Annotated in this window: 15 protein-coding genes; 7 read left to right on the top strand and 8 right to left on the bottom strand. The window is 67.6% G+C overall.

Going from position 1 to position 16549, the window contains the following annotated elements:
• Positions 1-90 precede the first annotated feature (90 nt).
• Positions 91-828, bottom strand: coding sequence for a carbonic anhydrase (locus ABS761_RS12155; RefSeq protein ID WP_350408595.1), 738 nt, complete (start codon positions 826-828; stop codon positions 91-93).
• A 139-nt stretch (positions 829-967) separates the two neighbouring features.
• Between ABS761_RS12155 and ABS761_RS12150 the strand changes: the two genes are divergently transcribed.
• The 5 genes from ABS761_RS12150 (at position 968) to ABS761_RS12130 (ending at position 5090) form a co-directional block, all read left to right on the top strand.
• Positions 968-1876: a carbohydrate kinase family protein gene (locus ABS761_RS12150; RefSeq protein WP_350408594.1), complete on the top strand. Its 909-nt coding sequence runs from the start codon at positions 968-970 to the stop codon at positions 1874-1876.
• Positions 1877-1958: 82 nt separating this feature from the next.
• On the top strand, positions 1959-2723 hold the full coding sequence (gene nudC, locus ABS761_RS12145) for an NAD(+) diphosphatase (RefSeq protein ID WP_350408593.1): 765 nt from the start codon (positions 1959-1961) through the stop codon (positions 2721-2723).
• A 134-nt stretch (positions 2724-2857) separates the two neighbouring features.
• Positions 2858-3796: a sulfurtransferase gene (locus ABS761_RS12140; protein ID WP_350408592.1), complete on the top strand. Its 939-nt coding sequence runs from the start codon at positions 2858-2860 to the stop codon at positions 3794-3796.
• A 30-nt stretch (positions 3797-3826) separates the two neighbouring features.
• Positions 3827-4912, top strand: a complete 1086-nt coding sequence (locus tag ABS761_RS12135; RefSeq protein ID WP_350408591.1) for a YeeE/YedE thiosulfate transporter family protein — start codon at positions 3827-3829, stop codon at positions 4910-4912.
• Between the two features lie 13 nt (positions 4913-4925).
• Entirely contained in the window at positions 4926-5090 is a 165-nt protein-coding gene (locus ABS761_RS12130; protein ID WP_350408590.1) for a hypothetical protein, read from the top strand.
• 131 nt (positions 5091-5221) lie between these two features.
• On the opposite strand, the gene ABS761_RS12125 is transcribed toward ABS761_RS12130, so the two are convergent.
• The 6 genes from ABS761_RS12125 to ABS761_RS12100 are packed head-to-tail and all read right to left on the bottom strand — an operon-like array spanning position 5222 to position 12931.
• Complete coding sequence (locus ABS761_RS12125) at positions 5222-5587, bottom strand: DUF5368 domain-containing protein (RefSeq protein ID WP_350408589.1); 366 nt, start codon at positions 5585-5587, stop codon at positions 5222-5224.
• Between the two features lie 12 nt (positions 5588-5599).
• On the bottom strand, positions 5600-6940 hold the full coding sequence (locus tag ABS761_RS12120) for an NAD(P)/FAD-dependent oxidoreductase (protein WP_350408588.1): 1341 nt from the start codon (positions 6938-6940) through the stop codon (positions 5600-5602).
• Between the two features lie 27 nt (positions 6941-6967).
• Positions 6968-8401, bottom strand: coding sequence for a TolC family outer membrane protein (locus ABS761_RS12115; protein WP_350408587.1), 1434 nt, complete (start codon positions 8399-8401; stop codon positions 6968-6970).
• A 15-nt stretch (positions 8402-8416) separates the two neighbouring features.
• On the bottom strand, positions 8417-8626 hold the full coding sequence (locus tag ABS761_RS12110) for a YgaP family membrane protein (RefSeq protein ID WP_350408586.1): 210 nt from the start codon (positions 8624-8626) through the stop codon (positions 8417-8419).
• 1 nt (position 8627) lies between these two features.
• Positions 8628-11846: an efflux RND transporter permease subunit gene (locus ABS761_RS12105; protein ID WP_350408585.1), complete on the bottom strand. Its 3219-nt coding sequence runs from the start codon at positions 11844-11846 to the stop codon at positions 8628-8630.
• Complete coding sequence (locus tag ABS761_RS12100) at positions 11843-12931, bottom strand: efflux RND transporter periplasmic adaptor subunit (protein WP_350408584.1); 1089 nt, start codon at positions 12929-12931, stop codon at positions 11843-11845. Before ABS761_RS12100 ends, ABS761_RS12105 begins: the two co-directional genes overlap by 4 nt.
• A 113-nt stretch (positions 12932-13044) precedes the next feature.
• On the opposite strand from ABS761_RS12100, the gene ABS761_RS12095 reads away from it, so the two are divergent.
• Together ABS761_RS12095 and ABS761_RS12090 are read left to right on the top strand one after the other, a co-directional pair.
• A complete protein-coding gene (locus ABS761_RS12095) occupies positions 13045-13455 on the top strand; it encodes an ArsR/SmtB family transcription factor (protein WP_502881427.1) in 411 nt (136 codons plus the stop codon).
• On the top strand, positions 13452-13649 hold the full coding sequence (locus tag ABS761_RS12090; RefSeq protein ID WP_350408583.1) for a YgaP family membrane protein: 198 nt from the start codon (positions 13452-13454) through the stop codon (positions 13647-13649). Before ABS761_RS12095 ends, ABS761_RS12090 begins: the two co-directional genes overlap by 4 nt.
• A 30-nt stretch (positions 13650-13679) precedes the next feature.
• Here ABS761_RS12090 and ABS761_RS12085 read toward each other — a convergent pair whose 3' ends face one another.
• Positions 13680-16523 carry a valine--tRNA ligase gene (locus ABS761_RS12085; RefSeq protein ID WP_350408582.1) on the bottom strand — a complete coding sequence of 948 codons (2844 nt, stop codon included), beginning with the start codon at positions 16521-16523 and terminating at the stop codon, positions 13680-13682.
• Positions 16524-16549 lie beyond the last annotated feature (26 nt).

Raw genomic sequence — 16549 nt, 5'->3', positions numbered from 1 at the left:
CATGCCAGAACGGCGTGGGCGGGTCGCCAGGGGGAGCCCCTCGGGCGGCCGCGGCCCGGGGGCTGGTCGGATGCCATGCCTGGGTGGGCGTTACTCGGCGATCAGGCGCCCGTTGAGGGGTTGCACCGGACGATTGGTCGGCCCCCCCATGATGCGCTCGAATGCCGCGACCTGCTCGGCCGACACCGTCAGCGGAGTCTTGAGCACGAGCCAGCGCACGCCTTCTGAGCAGGGCGGCGTGGTGAGCGAGCCGCTGTAGCGGTAGTAGCCCATCGTGGCGGGCAGCAGGCGCGCGGCGTCCACCGCCTGCGACAAGGCCCGCACCGGGCCAGCCTGCCCGGGCAGTTCCGCCCAGATCGGGGCGAGCGCCTCGTTGGCCGCGCCAGTCTCGTACATGACCCCGATCACGGCCAGGGCGCCTTTGGCATCCGCGTGTACGAAGTGGGCTTCAAAGGGAAACGACCGGCCGTCAATCGTGTTTTCGCTCGGGGCGTGGAAATGTACCTGCTTGAGTTCGAAGTCCTCGCCGTCCAGGCCCAGGATGCCGCCCGGCGCGAAATTGACCTGAATGGTGTGGCCATTGTTGACGATCGTCGCAGGGCCCGATGTGTAATGGGTGCGCAGGGGCGGCAGCTTGGCAGTGACCGCGGAGCGGATATCGATCGGGGATTGGTTGCGGCCCTGTTCGCAGACTGTGAAGTCGGGGCTCAGGCCGCCCCAGTGCGCGGGCCCCTGTGCGCCGCCGTATCCCCATTGGGCGGGCCCTGCCGCCCAGGTGGCGTTCACGCACAGAACCAGTCCGGCGGCAAGCAACGTCGAGAGTCTCATGCGGAGTCCTTTTTTCGAATTGGAAGGAGGGGTGACAGATCGTGAACCGATGGATGCGCTAAATTCTAAGGGAATTTATGTGCTCTCAGGAGGCTTTCGTGATTGAAATGCGGGATGCCGTGGCGAATCGGAGGCGTGGATGAAGGTTTTGACGATCGGTGCGGCGGTGGTGGACATCGTGGTGGCGCGGGCCCTGCCCATGCGGGGCGCCAAGCAGGATGTCGAGCACATCGGCCTGTACGCGGGTGGCGGCGCGGTGAACGCGGGCCTGAATTTCGCCGCGCGCGGCGCGCGGGTGGCTGTGCACGCCGCGGTGGGCCGCGACCTGGAGGGCAGCCTGATCGCCGATCTGCTAGCGCGCCAGGGCCTGCGGGCGGCCTTCGATGCGCTGGACGAACCGACGGGCAAGGCGGTGGTGATCGTCGATGAGCAGGGCGCCGCGAGGGCCTATGCCCAGCGCGGCGCGAGTGCCCGGGTGGGCGAGGGCGGCTTCCCGGGCTTGGGCGATTGCGAACTCGTCTACGTCACGGGGCTGTCGCTGAAATCGCAGGAGTGCCTGCAGGCGGCGCTCGCGCGCCTGCCCAGGCGCGGTTTTCGCCTGGCGGTGACGCCCGGCGCCCGTCAGTTGTCGCGGCCCGACGGGTTGGCCGCCTTGCGCTGCGCGGCTGATCTGCTGTGCATGAATGCCCACGAGGCCGCTCGGTTGTGCGGCGAGGACCCGCCCGAGGATGTCGACGGTCGCGGGATCGCGCCCGAGCGCGCCGAGGCCCTGGCGCGCCGCGTCGTCGTGCGCGAGGGGCAGGGTGCGCTGGTCACCCTGGGGGCGAGCGGCGCGGTCTTCTATGACGGCCAGGCAGCGCATTTCGGCGCTCCGCACCGGGTCGATGTCGTGTCCACGGTGGGCGCGGGCGATGCGTATGCCTCAGCCTTTGCGCATGAATGGGCGCGCGGCGCGAGCCCGTCCCGCGCCCTGTCGGAGGCGGCGGCGAGTGCCGCCGAGGTCATCGGGACCCTGCCGGCGAATCTGGCCGGCGCTTTGCGCCGGTAGGCGGCGCCCTGGTTGGGGCATCGCGCCCGGGGTGGCGGGGGTGCGGTGTATGATGCTTCGCAGCGACGGATTGGGAGGCAAGGTGAATTTCATATTTCGGGGCAACCACCTGTTGTTGCGCGAGACGGGCATGGACTTTCCCGACGATGCCGTATGCGCGCGCCTGGGCCTGGCGCCCGCTGCGTTGCAGCCGGTCTGGCTGTCGCCGGGCTGCGAGCACCATTGCGCGCACGTGACGCCTGGGGCCGAGGCGCCCGAGGGCTTTGCGTTTCGCGCGTTGCGCTCTGTCCTGGCCGAGTTGGACGGGTATGGCTCACTCGCCAGCCGCGCCTTTCAGGTTTCCGAATGGGTCCGTACGAACCGCTACTGCGGCGTGTGCGCGACCGCCATGACCAAATCCTCGAAAGAGCTCTGTTTCCATTGCCCCGCCTGCGGCTTTTCCGCGTACCCGCGCATATCGCCGGCGATGATGGTCCTCATTCGCCGGGGGCCGCAGATCCTGCTGGCGCGCCATGCGACCTATGCGACCGCCCGCTACACGGCCTTGGCTGGCTTTGTCGAGGCGGGGGAAAACATCGAGGAGGCCATCCACCGCGAGGTGCTCGAGGAGGTCGGCCTGCGGGTGGGGAACCTGCGTTATTTCGGCAGCCAGTCCTGGCCTTTCCCGCATTCGCTCATGATTGCCTACACCGCGGAATATGCGGGCGGCGAGCTGCGCATCCAGGAAGACGAGATTGCCGATGCCCGCTGGTTCGGCCCCGGCGACATCCTGCCTGACATTCCCATGGTCGAGTCCATCGCGGGCCGTCTGGTGCGCGAGAACCTGCCGTCCGGCGCGGCGGCCTGAATACCGCCTCGGCGGCGCGCTGTCGAAAACCGGGAATTGGAAGCAAATAAGCAAACGGTCTATGGGGTCGGGCCCGCGGGCCGTGAAGTCTGCGAGAATAAAGTCTTCTGTCTTTATAGTCACAGGTCATCATCATGAAATCCCTGTTTTCCCTTATGGGCGCCGCGGTCGTGGCGTTGGGCGTGTCGTCGTCGGCGTGGGCCGCGCAGCCCCTGCTGGCGCCGTCCGAGCTGGATGCGATCCGCCAAGAGTCGGCCGTGCGCGTGATCGACATCCGGCCCGCCGACGCCTACGCGGCGGGGCACATTCCGGGCGCAGTGTCCGCGCCCTATGGGAAATGGCGCGGTCCGGCCGACAACCCGGGCGAGCTCCCGCCCGTTGAACGCCTGGTCGAGATCGTCCGCGGCCTTGGCGTGGATGCGGGCACCCATGCGGTCGTCGTGTCCTCGGGTGCCGACGCGACCGATTTCGGCGCTTCGGCCCGCGTGTACTGGACTTTGAAATACCTCGGCCTCCGGGACCTGTCGGTACTCAATGGCGGCCTGAAGGCCTGGGCCGATGCCGGCCTGCCCCAGGATCAGACAGCCCCGGCGGTTGCCGCCAGCGCCTTCGAGGCCCGTGTGGACGACAGCTTGATCGCGACCAAGGACCAAGTGGCCGCCCAGGTCGGCAATCCCCGCGCCCAATTGGTCGACGCCCGCCCGCTGGACTTTTACCTCGGCAAGGTCAAGGCACCGACCGCACAGGTCCCGGGCACCATCAAGGGCGCCGTCAGCCTCGAGAACGGCAAGTGGTTCAAGCCGGGCACCTCGATCTTCGTGTCGGCTGACGAGGCGCGCAAGATTGCCGCGCAGTCCCTGCCGGAGCCCGCCGACGAGACCATCTCTTTCTGCAATACCGGGCATTGGGCGGCCACCGACTGGTTCGCGCTGTCCGAGGTGGTGGGGCAAAAAAATGTCCGACTGTATCCCGCCTCGCTCGCCGAGTGGTCGCATGACACCGCGCTGCCGATGGACAATGTGCCGGGCCGCGGATCCCAGATCCTCGACAAGCTCAAGGGCCTGATGGGCTAAGCAGCGTCAATCCCATTGCAAGGAAATCGCGTGAAGCGCAGTCCCCTCGCGATCCTGGTGGTCGCCTTTGTGGTCTTCCTGGCCTGGTCCGTGGCTGTGCGCCAGGCCCTACTGTTTGTCGTCGGTGTCGGCATGGGCGCGGTCCTGGCGGGTGCGCGCTTCGGTTTCACCACCGGCTGGCGCCGGCTGATCGAGCAGCGCGACCCCAGCGGCGCGCTGGCGCAATTGTTGTTGCTGGCGGTGGCGGCCGCCGTATCCATGCCTTTGCTGGCCGCCTATCCGACCGACTTGGGCGCGGCCCTGGGGCCGCCCAGCATCAGTTTGCTGGTGGGCGCCTTCGTCTTCGGCGCCTGCATGCAGGTGGCCGACGGCTGCGGCTCGGGCACGCTGTACAAGGCGGGGCTGGGCATTCCCCTGAACATGGCGATCCTGCCGCTGTTTGCGATCGGCAGCTTCCTCGGCTCGGCGACCCTGGACCGCTGGTTGGCGCTGGGCGCCTTCCCGCCTTATGGTCTGGTTGCGCATTTCGGGGCCCCAGTCGCCCTGATCCTCACTCTGGCAGGACTGGCGGCAACCGGGCTGGCGGTGGTTCGCTGGAGCGGGCGCTCGACCCGCCTGTTCGACCGCAAGCTGCTGATCGGCGCGCTCCTGCTGGCCGGGCTGGCTGCCCTGAATCTGGTGATCGCGGGCCAGCCCTGGGGCATTGTCTATGGCTTTGGTCTGTGGGCAGCCAAGCTCGCGACGGCTGCCGGAGCATTCGATCCGTCCGTCAACCCCTTCTGGAGCGAGGCCGTCAACACCGCGACGCTCAGCCAATCGGTATTCCTGGACGTCACCTCGATCACCAATCTTGGGATCCTGGCCGGTGCCTTGTGGATTGCCGCGGGCAAGCCCTCGGGCGGGGCCTCGGTCAAGCGTCTGAGCGGTACCCAGTGGATCGTGGGCATCGTGGCGGGATTCCTGCTGGGTTACAGCTCGCGACTGGCCTTTGGCTGCAACATCGGCGCCATGGTCAGCGGCATTTCGACCGGCAGCCTGCACGGCTGGATCTGGGTGCCCATGGCATTCCTGGGTTCCTTGCTCGGCGTGCGGGTGCGCCGCCACTTTGCGTTCTAAAAAAGGGGCCAGCATGAAAAACCCTTTGATGGCCGTGCTGTTCTGGGCCTTGCTGGCGAGTTTCTTTGCCTGGGACTGGGGGCACAGCAGCGCCGTGGACGTGCGCGCGGAGCCGCCGCTGATCGCGGCCGGTTCGGGCCAGGCCCCGACCGGCGGGCATTGTGCCTCGACGTTCTGATTGGCCTGGTGTATTGGATAGGGGTCGGTGTGCAGCGGCTGGCGGGCACCTGGGCGATCTGGACCCTGCTGGCCATGCTGGTGCCCGGTCCCTCTCGACCGTCCGCCCGAGGCGGCAGCCTTCGCAGCACGTCATTCGAGGGATCGCGCGCGGTGTCGGCGGCCCTCGGCGATCGTGATGATTCCGTAGACGGCGAAAACCGTCCATAGCATCCCGAGAGCAAAGATCAGCAGAATGAGCAGCCAGTCGATGGGTCCGCCCGCGTCCGTGAATCCCGAAGAAGAAACTTGCACCATCAGGACCAGGGCCGCTGCGCCCCCCACCAGCCCCAGTGCCTGGGACCAGATCATGCGCCGGGCCTGCAGGCCGCGCTCGCGCCATGCCGCGACGGCGAACAGCAGCGGTGCCAGCAGGCCGAATCCCAGCAAAGGCCAAAGGAATACATTCAACATTTCCCGCAAGATGGCGATCAGGGTCAGGGGGTCGATAGTGTCCATGTCGGTGTCCTCTCAAGTGTGGCCATGCAACATGCTGATGTAGGTGGGCTTCAGAGCCATGGTCTTCATCACCCAACTGACCCAGAGCTCCTCGAGCGGAGCCACCACCCCGGGAAAAGACGGAGTCAGGTTGTTCTGATAGTCGAACTCGACGAGCATGGCACGCCCCAGCCGGGTGATGAGAGGGCATGACGTATATCCGTTGTATATTAAGTCGGAATCCCGGCCTTGCAGGGAGGCGATCAGGTGGTCGACCACCACGGGCGATTGCCATTTGACGCTGGCCGCGGTTTTGCCCTTGGGGACGCCGGCGACATCGCCGACCCCAAAGATTTCCGGATGGCGCTTGTGGCGCAGGGTCTTTGGGTCGACTTCCATCCAGCCGTCCGCCACAAAGGGGCCCTCGCGCCAGGCCAGTGGGCTGTGACGGATGAGGTCGGGCGCGCGCATGGGCGGAATCACATGGATGAAGTCGTAGCCCAGCTCGACGCCGCCCGCCGGTGTATCGAAGGTGGCGATGCGCTTGCCGGGGTCTAGGGCCTTCAGGATACGATCGTAGTGGACTCGGATGCCCCTTTCCTGGAATAGCATGCGGACTTTCTCGGACACGATCGGGACGCTGAACAGGACTTTGTTGTTCGCGTTGTAGATGATCTCGGCCTTTTTCCGATTGCCCCTGCGCACGAGGTGATCCTCGGTGATAAAGGTGTACTTCAGTGGGGCGCCGGCGCATTTCATTTCAGTCTCTGGGCGTAAAAACACCCCGACCCCGCCCCGGTCAGCGAACTCGGACATCGCGCGCCAGGTGGCGTCGGCGGCCTCGGGTCCGTGGTAGAGGCTGCCCAGGCCGTTGATGCCGATGAGTGATTCGTCCATACCCTCGATCGCCGCATAGTCCAGCCGCAGGCCACAGGCGACGATCAGAAAATCGTACGGTAATGTGCGGCCGGACAGCGTGTGGACACGCCGGGCGTCCGCATCGATCTCGGCGGCCTGCTCGTCCACCCACTGGACGCCGCGCGCGATATGCTCGGCGGTGGTCGATATCGGGTAGCCGGCGGGCTTGATGCCGCCCGCCACGAGGGTGTAGCCGGGCTGGTAGTAATGCGCCTTGCGGGCGTCGAGCAGAGTGATCTGCGCGCCGTCCAGCCGCGATGCGAGCAAGGAGGCACAGGTCAATCCCGCTGCGCCCGCGCCGACGATGACGATGCGCGCCCGGGTGCGAATTTTTTCGGCGGCCTGGGCTCGTGCGGCAGGCAGTAGCGCAATGCCGGCGCCCGCCGCACAGCGAAGGAGAAAGGTTCGGCGACTTTCAGGGATCGAGGACAGCCATTGAAGGGGGGGCGATGACATTGCGAGTCTCCTGTCCGACATGGGGTTTCATGGGCATGGTGCGCCCTCGAGGGCGCAATTCGCGGATTCCAGTACATCGATGTCCAGGCGCCCGGCCAGGGCGTGCAGGCGCAGCCGATCCAGGACGACGTCGGACAGGGCTTGGCGAAGAGCCAGGTCGGCTCGTGCCACGGCGTCCTCGGCATCCAGCCAGTCCAGGGTATCTCGCTCGCCGACCTCCAAACCCAGGCGCGTGGCGTCACGTCGGGCCGCGGTGGCCTCGATGGCCTGCGTCAGCGCCCGGATGCGGGCGCGGGCGGTATCCAGGCTGAGCCACGCCGCGCGTACGCTTTGTGCGATGCGCTGGCCGGCGGCCTGTGTCTGGAGGCGGGCCTGGTCGCGTAGCGCCAGCGCCTCGTGGTAGCGGGCGCCGCGCATGCCCCCGGAATACAGGGGGATGCGCAACTGCAACCCAGCCGACCACTGGTTGGCGCTCTGCGCGGCGGGGCCATATTCACCCGTGCCGCTGAGGTGGCTGCGGCCGGCGCTGCCGATCAACTCGAGTGTTGGTGCCGCGATGGCGCGGTGCTTGTCGGCCTCATCGCTCGCCATGGCCGCGGCCTCCTGGCTTTGGCGGATGTCGGGGCTGGCGTTCGCGGCCTGCGCCAGCCAATCCTGCAAGGGCTCGCCGGGTGGCGAGGCCAGGCCCGCGTTGCCGTTTGCCGGCAAGGCGGCCAGGCCATGTCCCGGCAATCCGGTGATGTCCTGGAATGCCGCTTGTGCAAGTTCGAGCTGGACCTGCGCGAGCAGGCGCTGGGCATCGAGCTGATCGAGCCGGGCGCGGGCCTCGTGGACGTCCAAAATGGAGCTGTCGCCGGCCTGGAAGCGTGCTTGCGCGCGCTCGAGGGTTTCGCTGACGGTCCGCTGCTGCCGTTCGAGGACCCGCAGGCCGTCGCGCGCCAGCAGCACCTCGAAATAACGCTCGGCGGTGCGGAGCATGGCCTGTTGGCTAGCCGCCTGCCATGCGGCCTCGGCCTGTGCCGCGGAATGCCGCAACTGGCTTTGTGCGGCGTGGCGGGCGGGATCGATCAGCGGCTGGCGCAAGTGGATGCCGTATTCGGTTTGGGTGCCGCCGCGCACCGAGGTATTGAATTCGACCTCGCGGGCGCTGCCAAAGCCCGGCGCGGCGAACTCGGCGCCGCGGCTGCGGCTTTCCTGGGTACCGTATCCGGCCGAGGCGCGCGCCTCAAGCGTCGGCCGCCACAGGCTCTTGCCCTGTTCGATCCGAGCCTGGCCCGCCGCCAGGGCTTGTTGCGCGGCTGCAAGTTCGGGATCGTGGGCTTGCGCCGCCTGCCAGGCCTGCAGCAGGTCCGTGGCGTGGGCGGGCACACCCAGCGCGAGGGCGGCGGCGAGGCTCAGAATGCGTCCGAGCCGGCCCCCGCTTCCCCGGGGCGCATGTGTGCGGAACGTCAGGCGCTTCATGTGGATCTGGCCGTTTTAGTCACCGAGCGGCGCCCCGAGGCGCCGCATGATGCGCTCGAGCAGGCACCATCGGGTCAGGCCACTTTGCAGGATGTTCAGGCCGACAAAGACCGTGAACGCGAGCCACCACTGGCTGATGAACCAGGGGCTGGCCGGCGCCCCTAGCAGCAGGGAAATCAGGATGAAAAGGCCCGCGAGTACGCGTACGAGTTGCCAGGACGTCATGTCAGTCTCCTTGGTGGAAGAGCGTTTGGGGATGTTTGCGATAGGCGCTGTAGACCATCAGCGGGATGACGATCAGCGTGAGCGCGGTCGATACCAGGATGCCAAAGATCAGCGCGATCGCCAGCCCGTTGAAGATCGGGTCGTCGAGGATGAAGGCCGCGCCCATCATCGCCGCCAAGCCGGTGAGGAGGATGGGGCGCGCGCGCGCGGCGGCCGACTCGATCACGGCCTGCTCGAATGCCGCGCCATCGCGCAGGCGCAGGGCGATGAAATCGACCAGCAGTATCGAATTGCGCACGATAATGCCGGCCAGGGCGATCATCCCGATCATGCTGGTCGCGGTGAATTGCTTGCCCAGCAGCGCGTGGCCCGGCATGACGCCGATGAGCGTGAGCGGGATGGGCGCCATGATGATGAATGGGATCAGGTAGGAGCCGAAATGGGCCACCACCAGCAGGTAGATGAGCAGGAGGCCGACCGCATAGGCCAGGCCCATGTCACGGAAGGTCTCGTAGGTGATCTGCCACTCGCCGTCCCATTTGATGGCATAGCCGTCGTAGGGGTTGCCGGGGGGCGCGATGAAATGCTCCTGCAGGGGTCGGCCATCGGCCGTGGGCAGTGCCAGGACTGCTTTGCGCGCGGCGAACATGCCGTACAGGGGACTGTCCACCGCGCCGGCCATGTCGGCGGTCACGTATTGGACGGGCAGCAGATCTTTGTGGTGTATGGGCTGCTCGCGCGTATCGCGGACCTCGTGCAACAGCTCGCCGATCGGCACGGCGGCGCCGTCCGCGCCGCGCACCCGCAGTTGCAGCAGCTCGTCGAGGTCGCCTTGCCGCTCGGGTGGCAGCCGCAGGACGATCGGTGTGGGCCGCGTCCCGCCATCGCGCAGGTAGCCGGCCACGGCCCCGCCCAGGCCGGTGCGCAGCGCCTCGACAATGGCCGCCTGCGAAACCCCGACGCGCGCCGCGCGCTCGCGATCCACCTCGAGGGTCAGGCGCGGCGCCGTGGCAATGCTGCTGTCCCGGACGTCCACCATGCCGCCGGTGTGTTCGAAGACCTGGCGCACGGCGCGCGCCAGGGCCAGCCGACCGTCGGCCTCGGGGCCGTAGACCTGCGCGACGATCGGCGCGAGGACCGGCGGGCCCGGCGGAACCTCGACCACCTGGATGTCCGCTCCGTGGCGTGCGGCGATGGCCGCGAGGGCGGGGCGTGCGCGCATGGCGATGGCGTGGCTTTGCGCGCCGCGCTCGCCCTTGTCCCTCAGGTTGACCTGCACATCGCCCAGGGCCGGGTCGCGGCGCAGATCATACTGGCGCACCAAGCCATTGAAATTGATCGGTGAGGCTGTGCCGGCGTAAGTCTGGACGCTGTCGACCTCGGGGAGGGTCAGCAGGTGATCCGAGAGATCCTGCAACAGAGCCTCGGTCTGTTCGACCGGGGTGCCGGCGGGCATGTCGACCACCACTTGAAATTCCGATTTGTCGTCGAAGGGCAGCATCTTCAGTTCTACCCAGCCGATTACCGGCAACAGGGCCGAGGCACCGATCAGGCCGAGCACTGCCAGCCCCATCAGGAGGCGGTTGCGGCGTGCGCGCGGCCTGTCCAGAAAGGGACGGAACATGCGCCCGAACCAGGCCAGGACACGCGCGGGCGCGATGTGTTCGGGCGCGGCCGCGGCGCGCGCCGCCGGGTGTCGGCCGATATGAATCGCCAGCCAGGGGGTCAGTGTCAAGGCAATGAGCAGCGAAATGAGCATGCCCATGCTGGCATTGATCGGGATGGGGCTCATGTAGGGCCCCATCAGCCCGCTGACAAAGGCCATGGGCAGCAGGGCGGCGATCACGGTGAAAGTGGCAAGGATGGTCGGTCCACCGACCTCGTCGACCGCCGCCGGGATGCGGGCGCGCAGGGGCCGTTCAGGATGCAGAATGCCGTGGCGATGAATATTTTCGACCACGACGATGGCATCGTCGACCAGGATGCCGATCGAGAAGATCAGGGCGAACAGCGACACCCGGTTCAATGTAAAGCCCCAGGCCCAGGACGCGAACAGCGTGGCCGCCAGAGTCAGGCCCACCGCCAGTCCCACGATCAGGGCCTCGCGGCGGCCCAACGCCGCCATGACCAGCAACACCACCGACAGCGTGGCGAAGGCCAGTTTGCGGATCAAGGTCCTGGCCTTGTCGTCGGCGGTGGCGCCGTAGTTGCGCGTCTCGGTCACCTGAATATTGTCCGGAATCACCTGGCCGCGCAGTTCGGCCACCCGCCGCGTGACGGCGTCGGCGACCTCGATGGCGTTTTCGCCGGGTTTTTTGGTGATGGCCAGAGTCACCGCGGCCTGGGCTGGCCCTTTGGCCTCAGCGCGCGCGCGGTGAGTCACGTAGTGCTCGGGCGGCGGCGCGCCTTCGCTGATGCGGGCCAGCTCGCGCAGGTAGACCGGGCGGCCATCGCGCAAGCCCACGATCAGGCCGGCGACGTCCTCGCCCTGACGCAGGAACTGGCCCGCGTTCACCAGGGTGCCGTGATTGGCGCCCAGCAATGCGCCCGCATGGACCCCGAGATTGGCGTCTCGCAGGGCCTGGGCGATGTCGCCCGGCGCGATCCCGGCGGCCGCCATGCGCGCCGTGTCCAGGTCGACGCGAACGGTGTGGGACGCCCCGCCGATGAGCACGATGTCGCGCGTGCCGGCGATGCGCTTGAGGTCGGACTCCATGCTGTGGGCGATCCGTTGCAGGGCGTGTGCATCCGCGTCCCCGGCGTGCAGCGTGAGGGCGATGATGGGCACATCGTCCACCCCCTTGGGCTGGATGATGGGCGCCTCGACGCCCAGGTCCGTGGGCAGCCAGTTGGCGTGCGTGCGCAAGGTGTCGTGCAGCCGTACCAGGGCCTCGGTGCGGGGGACTCCGACTTCGAATTGCGCGGTCAGCAGCGCCAGGCCCGGCGTCGACAGCGACATGACGTGATCCATGCCGTCGATGCGCGCGAGAATTTGTTCGGCTGGGCCGGCAACGAGCCGCTCGACATCCGCCGCCGTGGCTCCGGGCCAGGCGATCCGCACGCTGGCCATCGTGACGTCGATCTGGGGTTCCTCCTCGCGCGGGGTGGCGAGCAGGGCGAAGATGCCCATCAGCAACAGCGCGATCGCCAGCAGCGGGGTGATGCGGTTGTCCTGGAATAAAAGCGTGATCCGGCCTGCGATGCCGAGCCGGGTCGTCATGGCTCGCGGCCTCCGGCGGGCGCGTGCGCCGCGTCAGGCAGCACGCGCTCGCCCGCCCGCAGACCCGAGAGGACTTCGATCCACGGGCCGTTCGCCAGTCCGAGACGGATCTGCCGCAGTCGTGCGGCATCACGCTCGTCCAGCACATATGCGCCGGTCAGCTCGCCGCGGCGTACCACGGCGCTGGAGGGGATGCGCAAGCGCTCGCGCAGGCTGTCCGGAATCTCGATCGACAGACGCACGGGCGTGCCCGGGGCCGGGCCGGCGGCACCCCTGGGCAGCGCCAGGCGGATGGCGCCGGTCAGGCTGGCGGTCTGCCGGGTGGGCAGAGTCTGGATGGGCAGGATGTCCGGCAGCCCGGCGGCAAGGCCGGGCGGCCAGCGGATCCGGGCCTCACCGGCCAGCCGATGGATCAGGTATTGAGGGACCTGCGCCTCGATCCGCAGCGCGGAGGGATCGAACAGGGTCGCCAGTGGTCTGCCGGGCAGCGCCATGTCGCCTGGGTGGGCCTCGAGCGTGGCGACGATGCCGTCGTAAGGTGCCCGGATCAGGAAATGATCGGTCTGGGCCTCGGCGGCCAGGGCCTGCGCGCGCTGCGCGAAGAGCCGTTCCCGCGCCGCTTGGTAGCGCGCGAGGACCTGATCGTAGGCGGCCTGGCTGATGTACTGCTGTGCATGGAGGGTCTTTTGCCGCTTGAGCTCGGCCTGAGCAAGGGCCAGGGCGGAGCGGGCCTCGCGCACCTGGGCGTCGGCCGCCGCCCGGGCCTGGCGCGCGCCTTCGGCGTCCAGGCGCAGCAGAACCTGCCCTGCGCGCACGGCCTGGCCGGCTTGCGCGTCAATGACGAGGACGGCGCCGGCGACCTGGGCCGAGACCGTGGTGCCGCGTATCGCCTCGATCGCGCCGTCGACCTCCAGGCGATCGGCGACCGGCACGGATTCCACGCGCACCGCCTCGGGGCCGGCGGCCAGCGCCCCCGTGCCCGGCCCCAGCAGGATCGCCAGCGTCCAGGTCGAGCGCGCCATCCAGTGGGCCAGCCGTCTGGCGGCGGCCCGCGAAAGAAAGGTGAGGGAATCGTCTACGGTCATGGGGCAAGTCGGGCGAGCGGTGGCTACGGTAAATATTGCGTGGTATTATTTAACCAATAACGTAAATAGTCAATTAGTTAGTTAGCATTAAAGTTGAACGAATGGCGTAAACTATGCGCTCGAATCTCTGGGACGTCATTGATATGGGTCTACTTCCACCCGAGGTGCTCGAGCCGGTCGCGGCCTATTTCCGGGCCTTGTCCGAGCCCACGCGCCTGCACATCCTCAGCCTGCTGCGACAGGGCGAACACAACGTGGGCGAGCTTGCCGAGCTCTGCGGCTATACGACGGCCAACGTTTCACGCCATCTCTCGGTCTTGAAGAAACACGGTCTGGTCGCGCGCGAGGCGCGCGGCAACAGCGTCTATTACCAGATTGCCGATCCGTCCGTAGAGGCGTTGTGCGATCTGGTGTGCGGCAGCATTCTGCGCCAGATCGAGGAAGGCGCGCGGCAGCGCGCGGCCTTCGCCTCGATGCGCGGGATGGCCGATGATTCCCCCCCCGTCACGAAGGAGTCACCATGACATTCAACATCGGCACCACCGACCGGATCCTGCGGATCATCGTCGGCCTCGTCCTCATCGCGCTCGCGGCGACCGGCTCGGTCGGCTGGTGGGGGTGGATCGGGGTGATTCCTCTGGCGACGGGCCTGTTCCGGTTCTGCCCGCTGTACTCCTTGCTGGGCATCCGGACCTGCCTGCTGAAGACGCGCGGCTAAGCTGGGGGCGGCCCGCGGGGCCGCCCCGGCTCATTCGAGCCGCTTGCGCTGGATACGTACCTTGTCCAGCATGTCGTCGAACTGGGCGAGGCGGGCCTTTTCCTGCTCGACCACGGCGGCGGGCGCGCGCTCGACGAAGCTCGCATTGCCGAGCTTGCCCTGAGCCTTGGCGATTTCTTTTTCGAGCCGCTCGATTTCCTTGTCGATGCGGGCGCGCTCGGCATCCGCGTCGATTTCCACGTGCAGCATGAGTTGGGCGGCGCCCAGGACCTGCACCGGCGCGCCCAGGTCCGGCAGCCGCTCCACGGCCTGGACGCTCTCGAGGCGGGCCAGAGCCATCAGGTAGGGGCGCAACTCGTCCAAGTCGGCGATGGCGCCTTGCGCCAGCAGGGGCACGCGCTGACCCGGCGCGAGATTCATCTCGCCGCGCAGCGCGCGGATCGCGTCGGTCAGCGACTTCAGTTCAGCCATGCGCTCGACGGCGGCCGCATCGCGCAGCGTCGCGCGTGAGACCGGGTAGGGCTGGGCGCTGATGCTGGCCTCTGCCCCATCGGCGCGCACGCCGGCGGCCACCGAGACTTTTTGCCAGAGCTCCTCGGTGATGAAGGGCATGATCGGGTGGATGAGGCGCAGCAGGGTCTCGAGCACGTGGATCAAGGTGCGCCGCGTGGCCGCCTGTTGCGTGGGGTCGCCCGCTTGCAGCCGCACCTTGGCCAGTTCGAGGTACCAATCGCAGTATTCGTCCCAGATGAAGTGGTACAGGCGGTCGGCCACCTGATCGAAGCGGTACTGCTCGAATCCCGCATGGACCTCGTCGATCAAGCCCTGCAGGCCATCGATGACCCAGCGGTCGGCAAAGGACAGGTCGCCGGCCTGGGCTCGGCCCAGGTTCTGGCCCTCGACGTTCATCAGCACGAAGCGTGTGGCATTCCAGAGCTTATTGCAGAAATTGCGGTAGCCCTCACAGCGCTTGAGGTCGAAATTGATGTTGCGGCCCAGCGTGGCGTAGGCCGCCATGGTAAAGCGCAGCGCATCGGCGCCGTAGGCCGGGATACCCTCGGGGTAGTCTTTGCGCGTGCGCTTGCGGATCGCGTCGGCTTGCTTGGGGTTCATCAGGCCGGCGGTGCGTTTCTCGACCAAGGCGTCCAGGGCGATGCCGTCGATCAGGTCCACCGGATCGATCGTATTGCCCTTGGATTTGGACATTTTCTTGCCTTCCATGTCGCACACCAGCCCGTGGACGTAAACGGTGCGGAAGGGGACCTGCCCGGTGTGGTGCATGCTCATCATGATCATGCGGGCGACCCAGAAGAAAATGATGTCGAAGCCGGTCACCAGCACGCCCGAGGGCAGGTAGCGCGCGAGGTCGGGGGTCTGCTCGGGCCAGCCCAGGTCGGTGAAGGGCACCAGCGCCGACGAGAACCAGGTGTCGAGGACATCGGCATCGCGCGCGAGCGGGCCTTCGACGCCGGCCTCGCGCGCCTGGCGCTGGGCCTCGTTGGCGCTGCGCGCGACGAAGATCCGACCGTCGGGCGCATGCCAGGCAGGAATCTGGTGGCCCCACCAGAGCTGGCGTGAAATGCACCAATCCTGGATGTTCTCGAGCCACTGATTGTAGGTGGTGGTCCAGTTCTCGGGGACGAAGCGGACGCGGCCATCGGCCACCGCCTCGAGGGCCACCTCGGTGATGCTCTTGCCCGGGTGCAGGCTGCCTTCGGGGGCCGGCTGGCTCATGGCGACGAACCACTGGTCGGTGAGCATGGGCTCGATGATGGTGTTGGTACGGTCGCCGCGCGGCACCATCAGCTTGTGGGCGCGCACGGCCCGCAGCAGGCCCTGGGCCTCGAGGTCGGCCACGACGCGTCTGCGCGCCTCGAAGCGGTCCATGCCCCGATAGGCCTCGGGCGCCTCGTCCGAGACGCGGGCATCCAGTGTCAGGATGCCGATCATCGGCAGACCGTGGCGCTGGCCGACGGCATAGTCGTTGAAGTCGTGGGCCGGGGTGACCTTGACGACGCCGGTGCCGAATTCACGGTCCACGTAGTCGTCGGCGATGATCGGGATCGCGCGCCCGACCAGGGGCAGGGTCACGGCCTGCCCGATCAGGTGGGCGTAGCGCTCGTCCTCGGGGTGAACCATGACGGCGACGTCGCCCAGCATGGTCTCGGGGCGGGTGGTGGCCACCACCAGATGGTCCAGCCCGCCGACGGGCTGCGTCAGCGGGTAGCGGATTTCCCACATGTGGCCGTCCTCTTCGGTGCTGACGACCTCGAGGTCGGACACCGCGGTGCCGAGGACCGGATCCCAGTTCACCAGGCGCTTGCCGCGATAGATCAGGCCCTGCTCGTAGAGGCGTACGAACACCTCGACGACGCCACGCGACAGGCGCTCGTCCATGGTGAAGTATTCCCGCGACCAGTCGCACGAAGAGCCCAGACGGCGGAATTGACCGGTGATGGTGCTGCCGGATTTTTCCTTCCAGGCCCAGACCCGCTCGAGGAATTTTTCACGCCCGAGGTCGTGGCGCGAGATTTTTTCGGCGTCCAGCTGACGCTCGACGACGATCTGTGTCGCGATGCCGGCGTGATCGGTGCCGGGGATGAACACGGTGTCGTCGCCGCGCATGCGGTGATAGCGGATCAGGCCATCCATGATGGTCTGGTTGAACGCGTGGCCCATGTGCAGCGTGCCCGTGACGTTCGGGGGCGGGAACTGGATCGCAAAGGGGCTCGACGCGCGCCCCTCGGGCGGCTGGACGTGCTGGCCGCCGCGAAACAGGCCTTGATGCTCCCAGTGCGCATACCAGCGGGACTCGATGTCCTGCGGTTCGAAACTCTTGGGCAACTGGCTGGGTGATTCGGCGGAGGCGGTCATGTCTGAGAGGTTCTGTGCGCGTGGCG

Source organism: Castellaniella sp. GW247-6E4 (genome assembly GCF_040276065.1).
Lineage (GTDB): Bacteria > Pseudomonadota > Gammaproteobacteria > Burkholderiales > Burkholderiaceae_B > Castellaniella.
The sequence above is the reverse complement of the archived record's forward strand: the minus strand, read 5'-3'. Positions and strand labels throughout refer to the sequence as shown.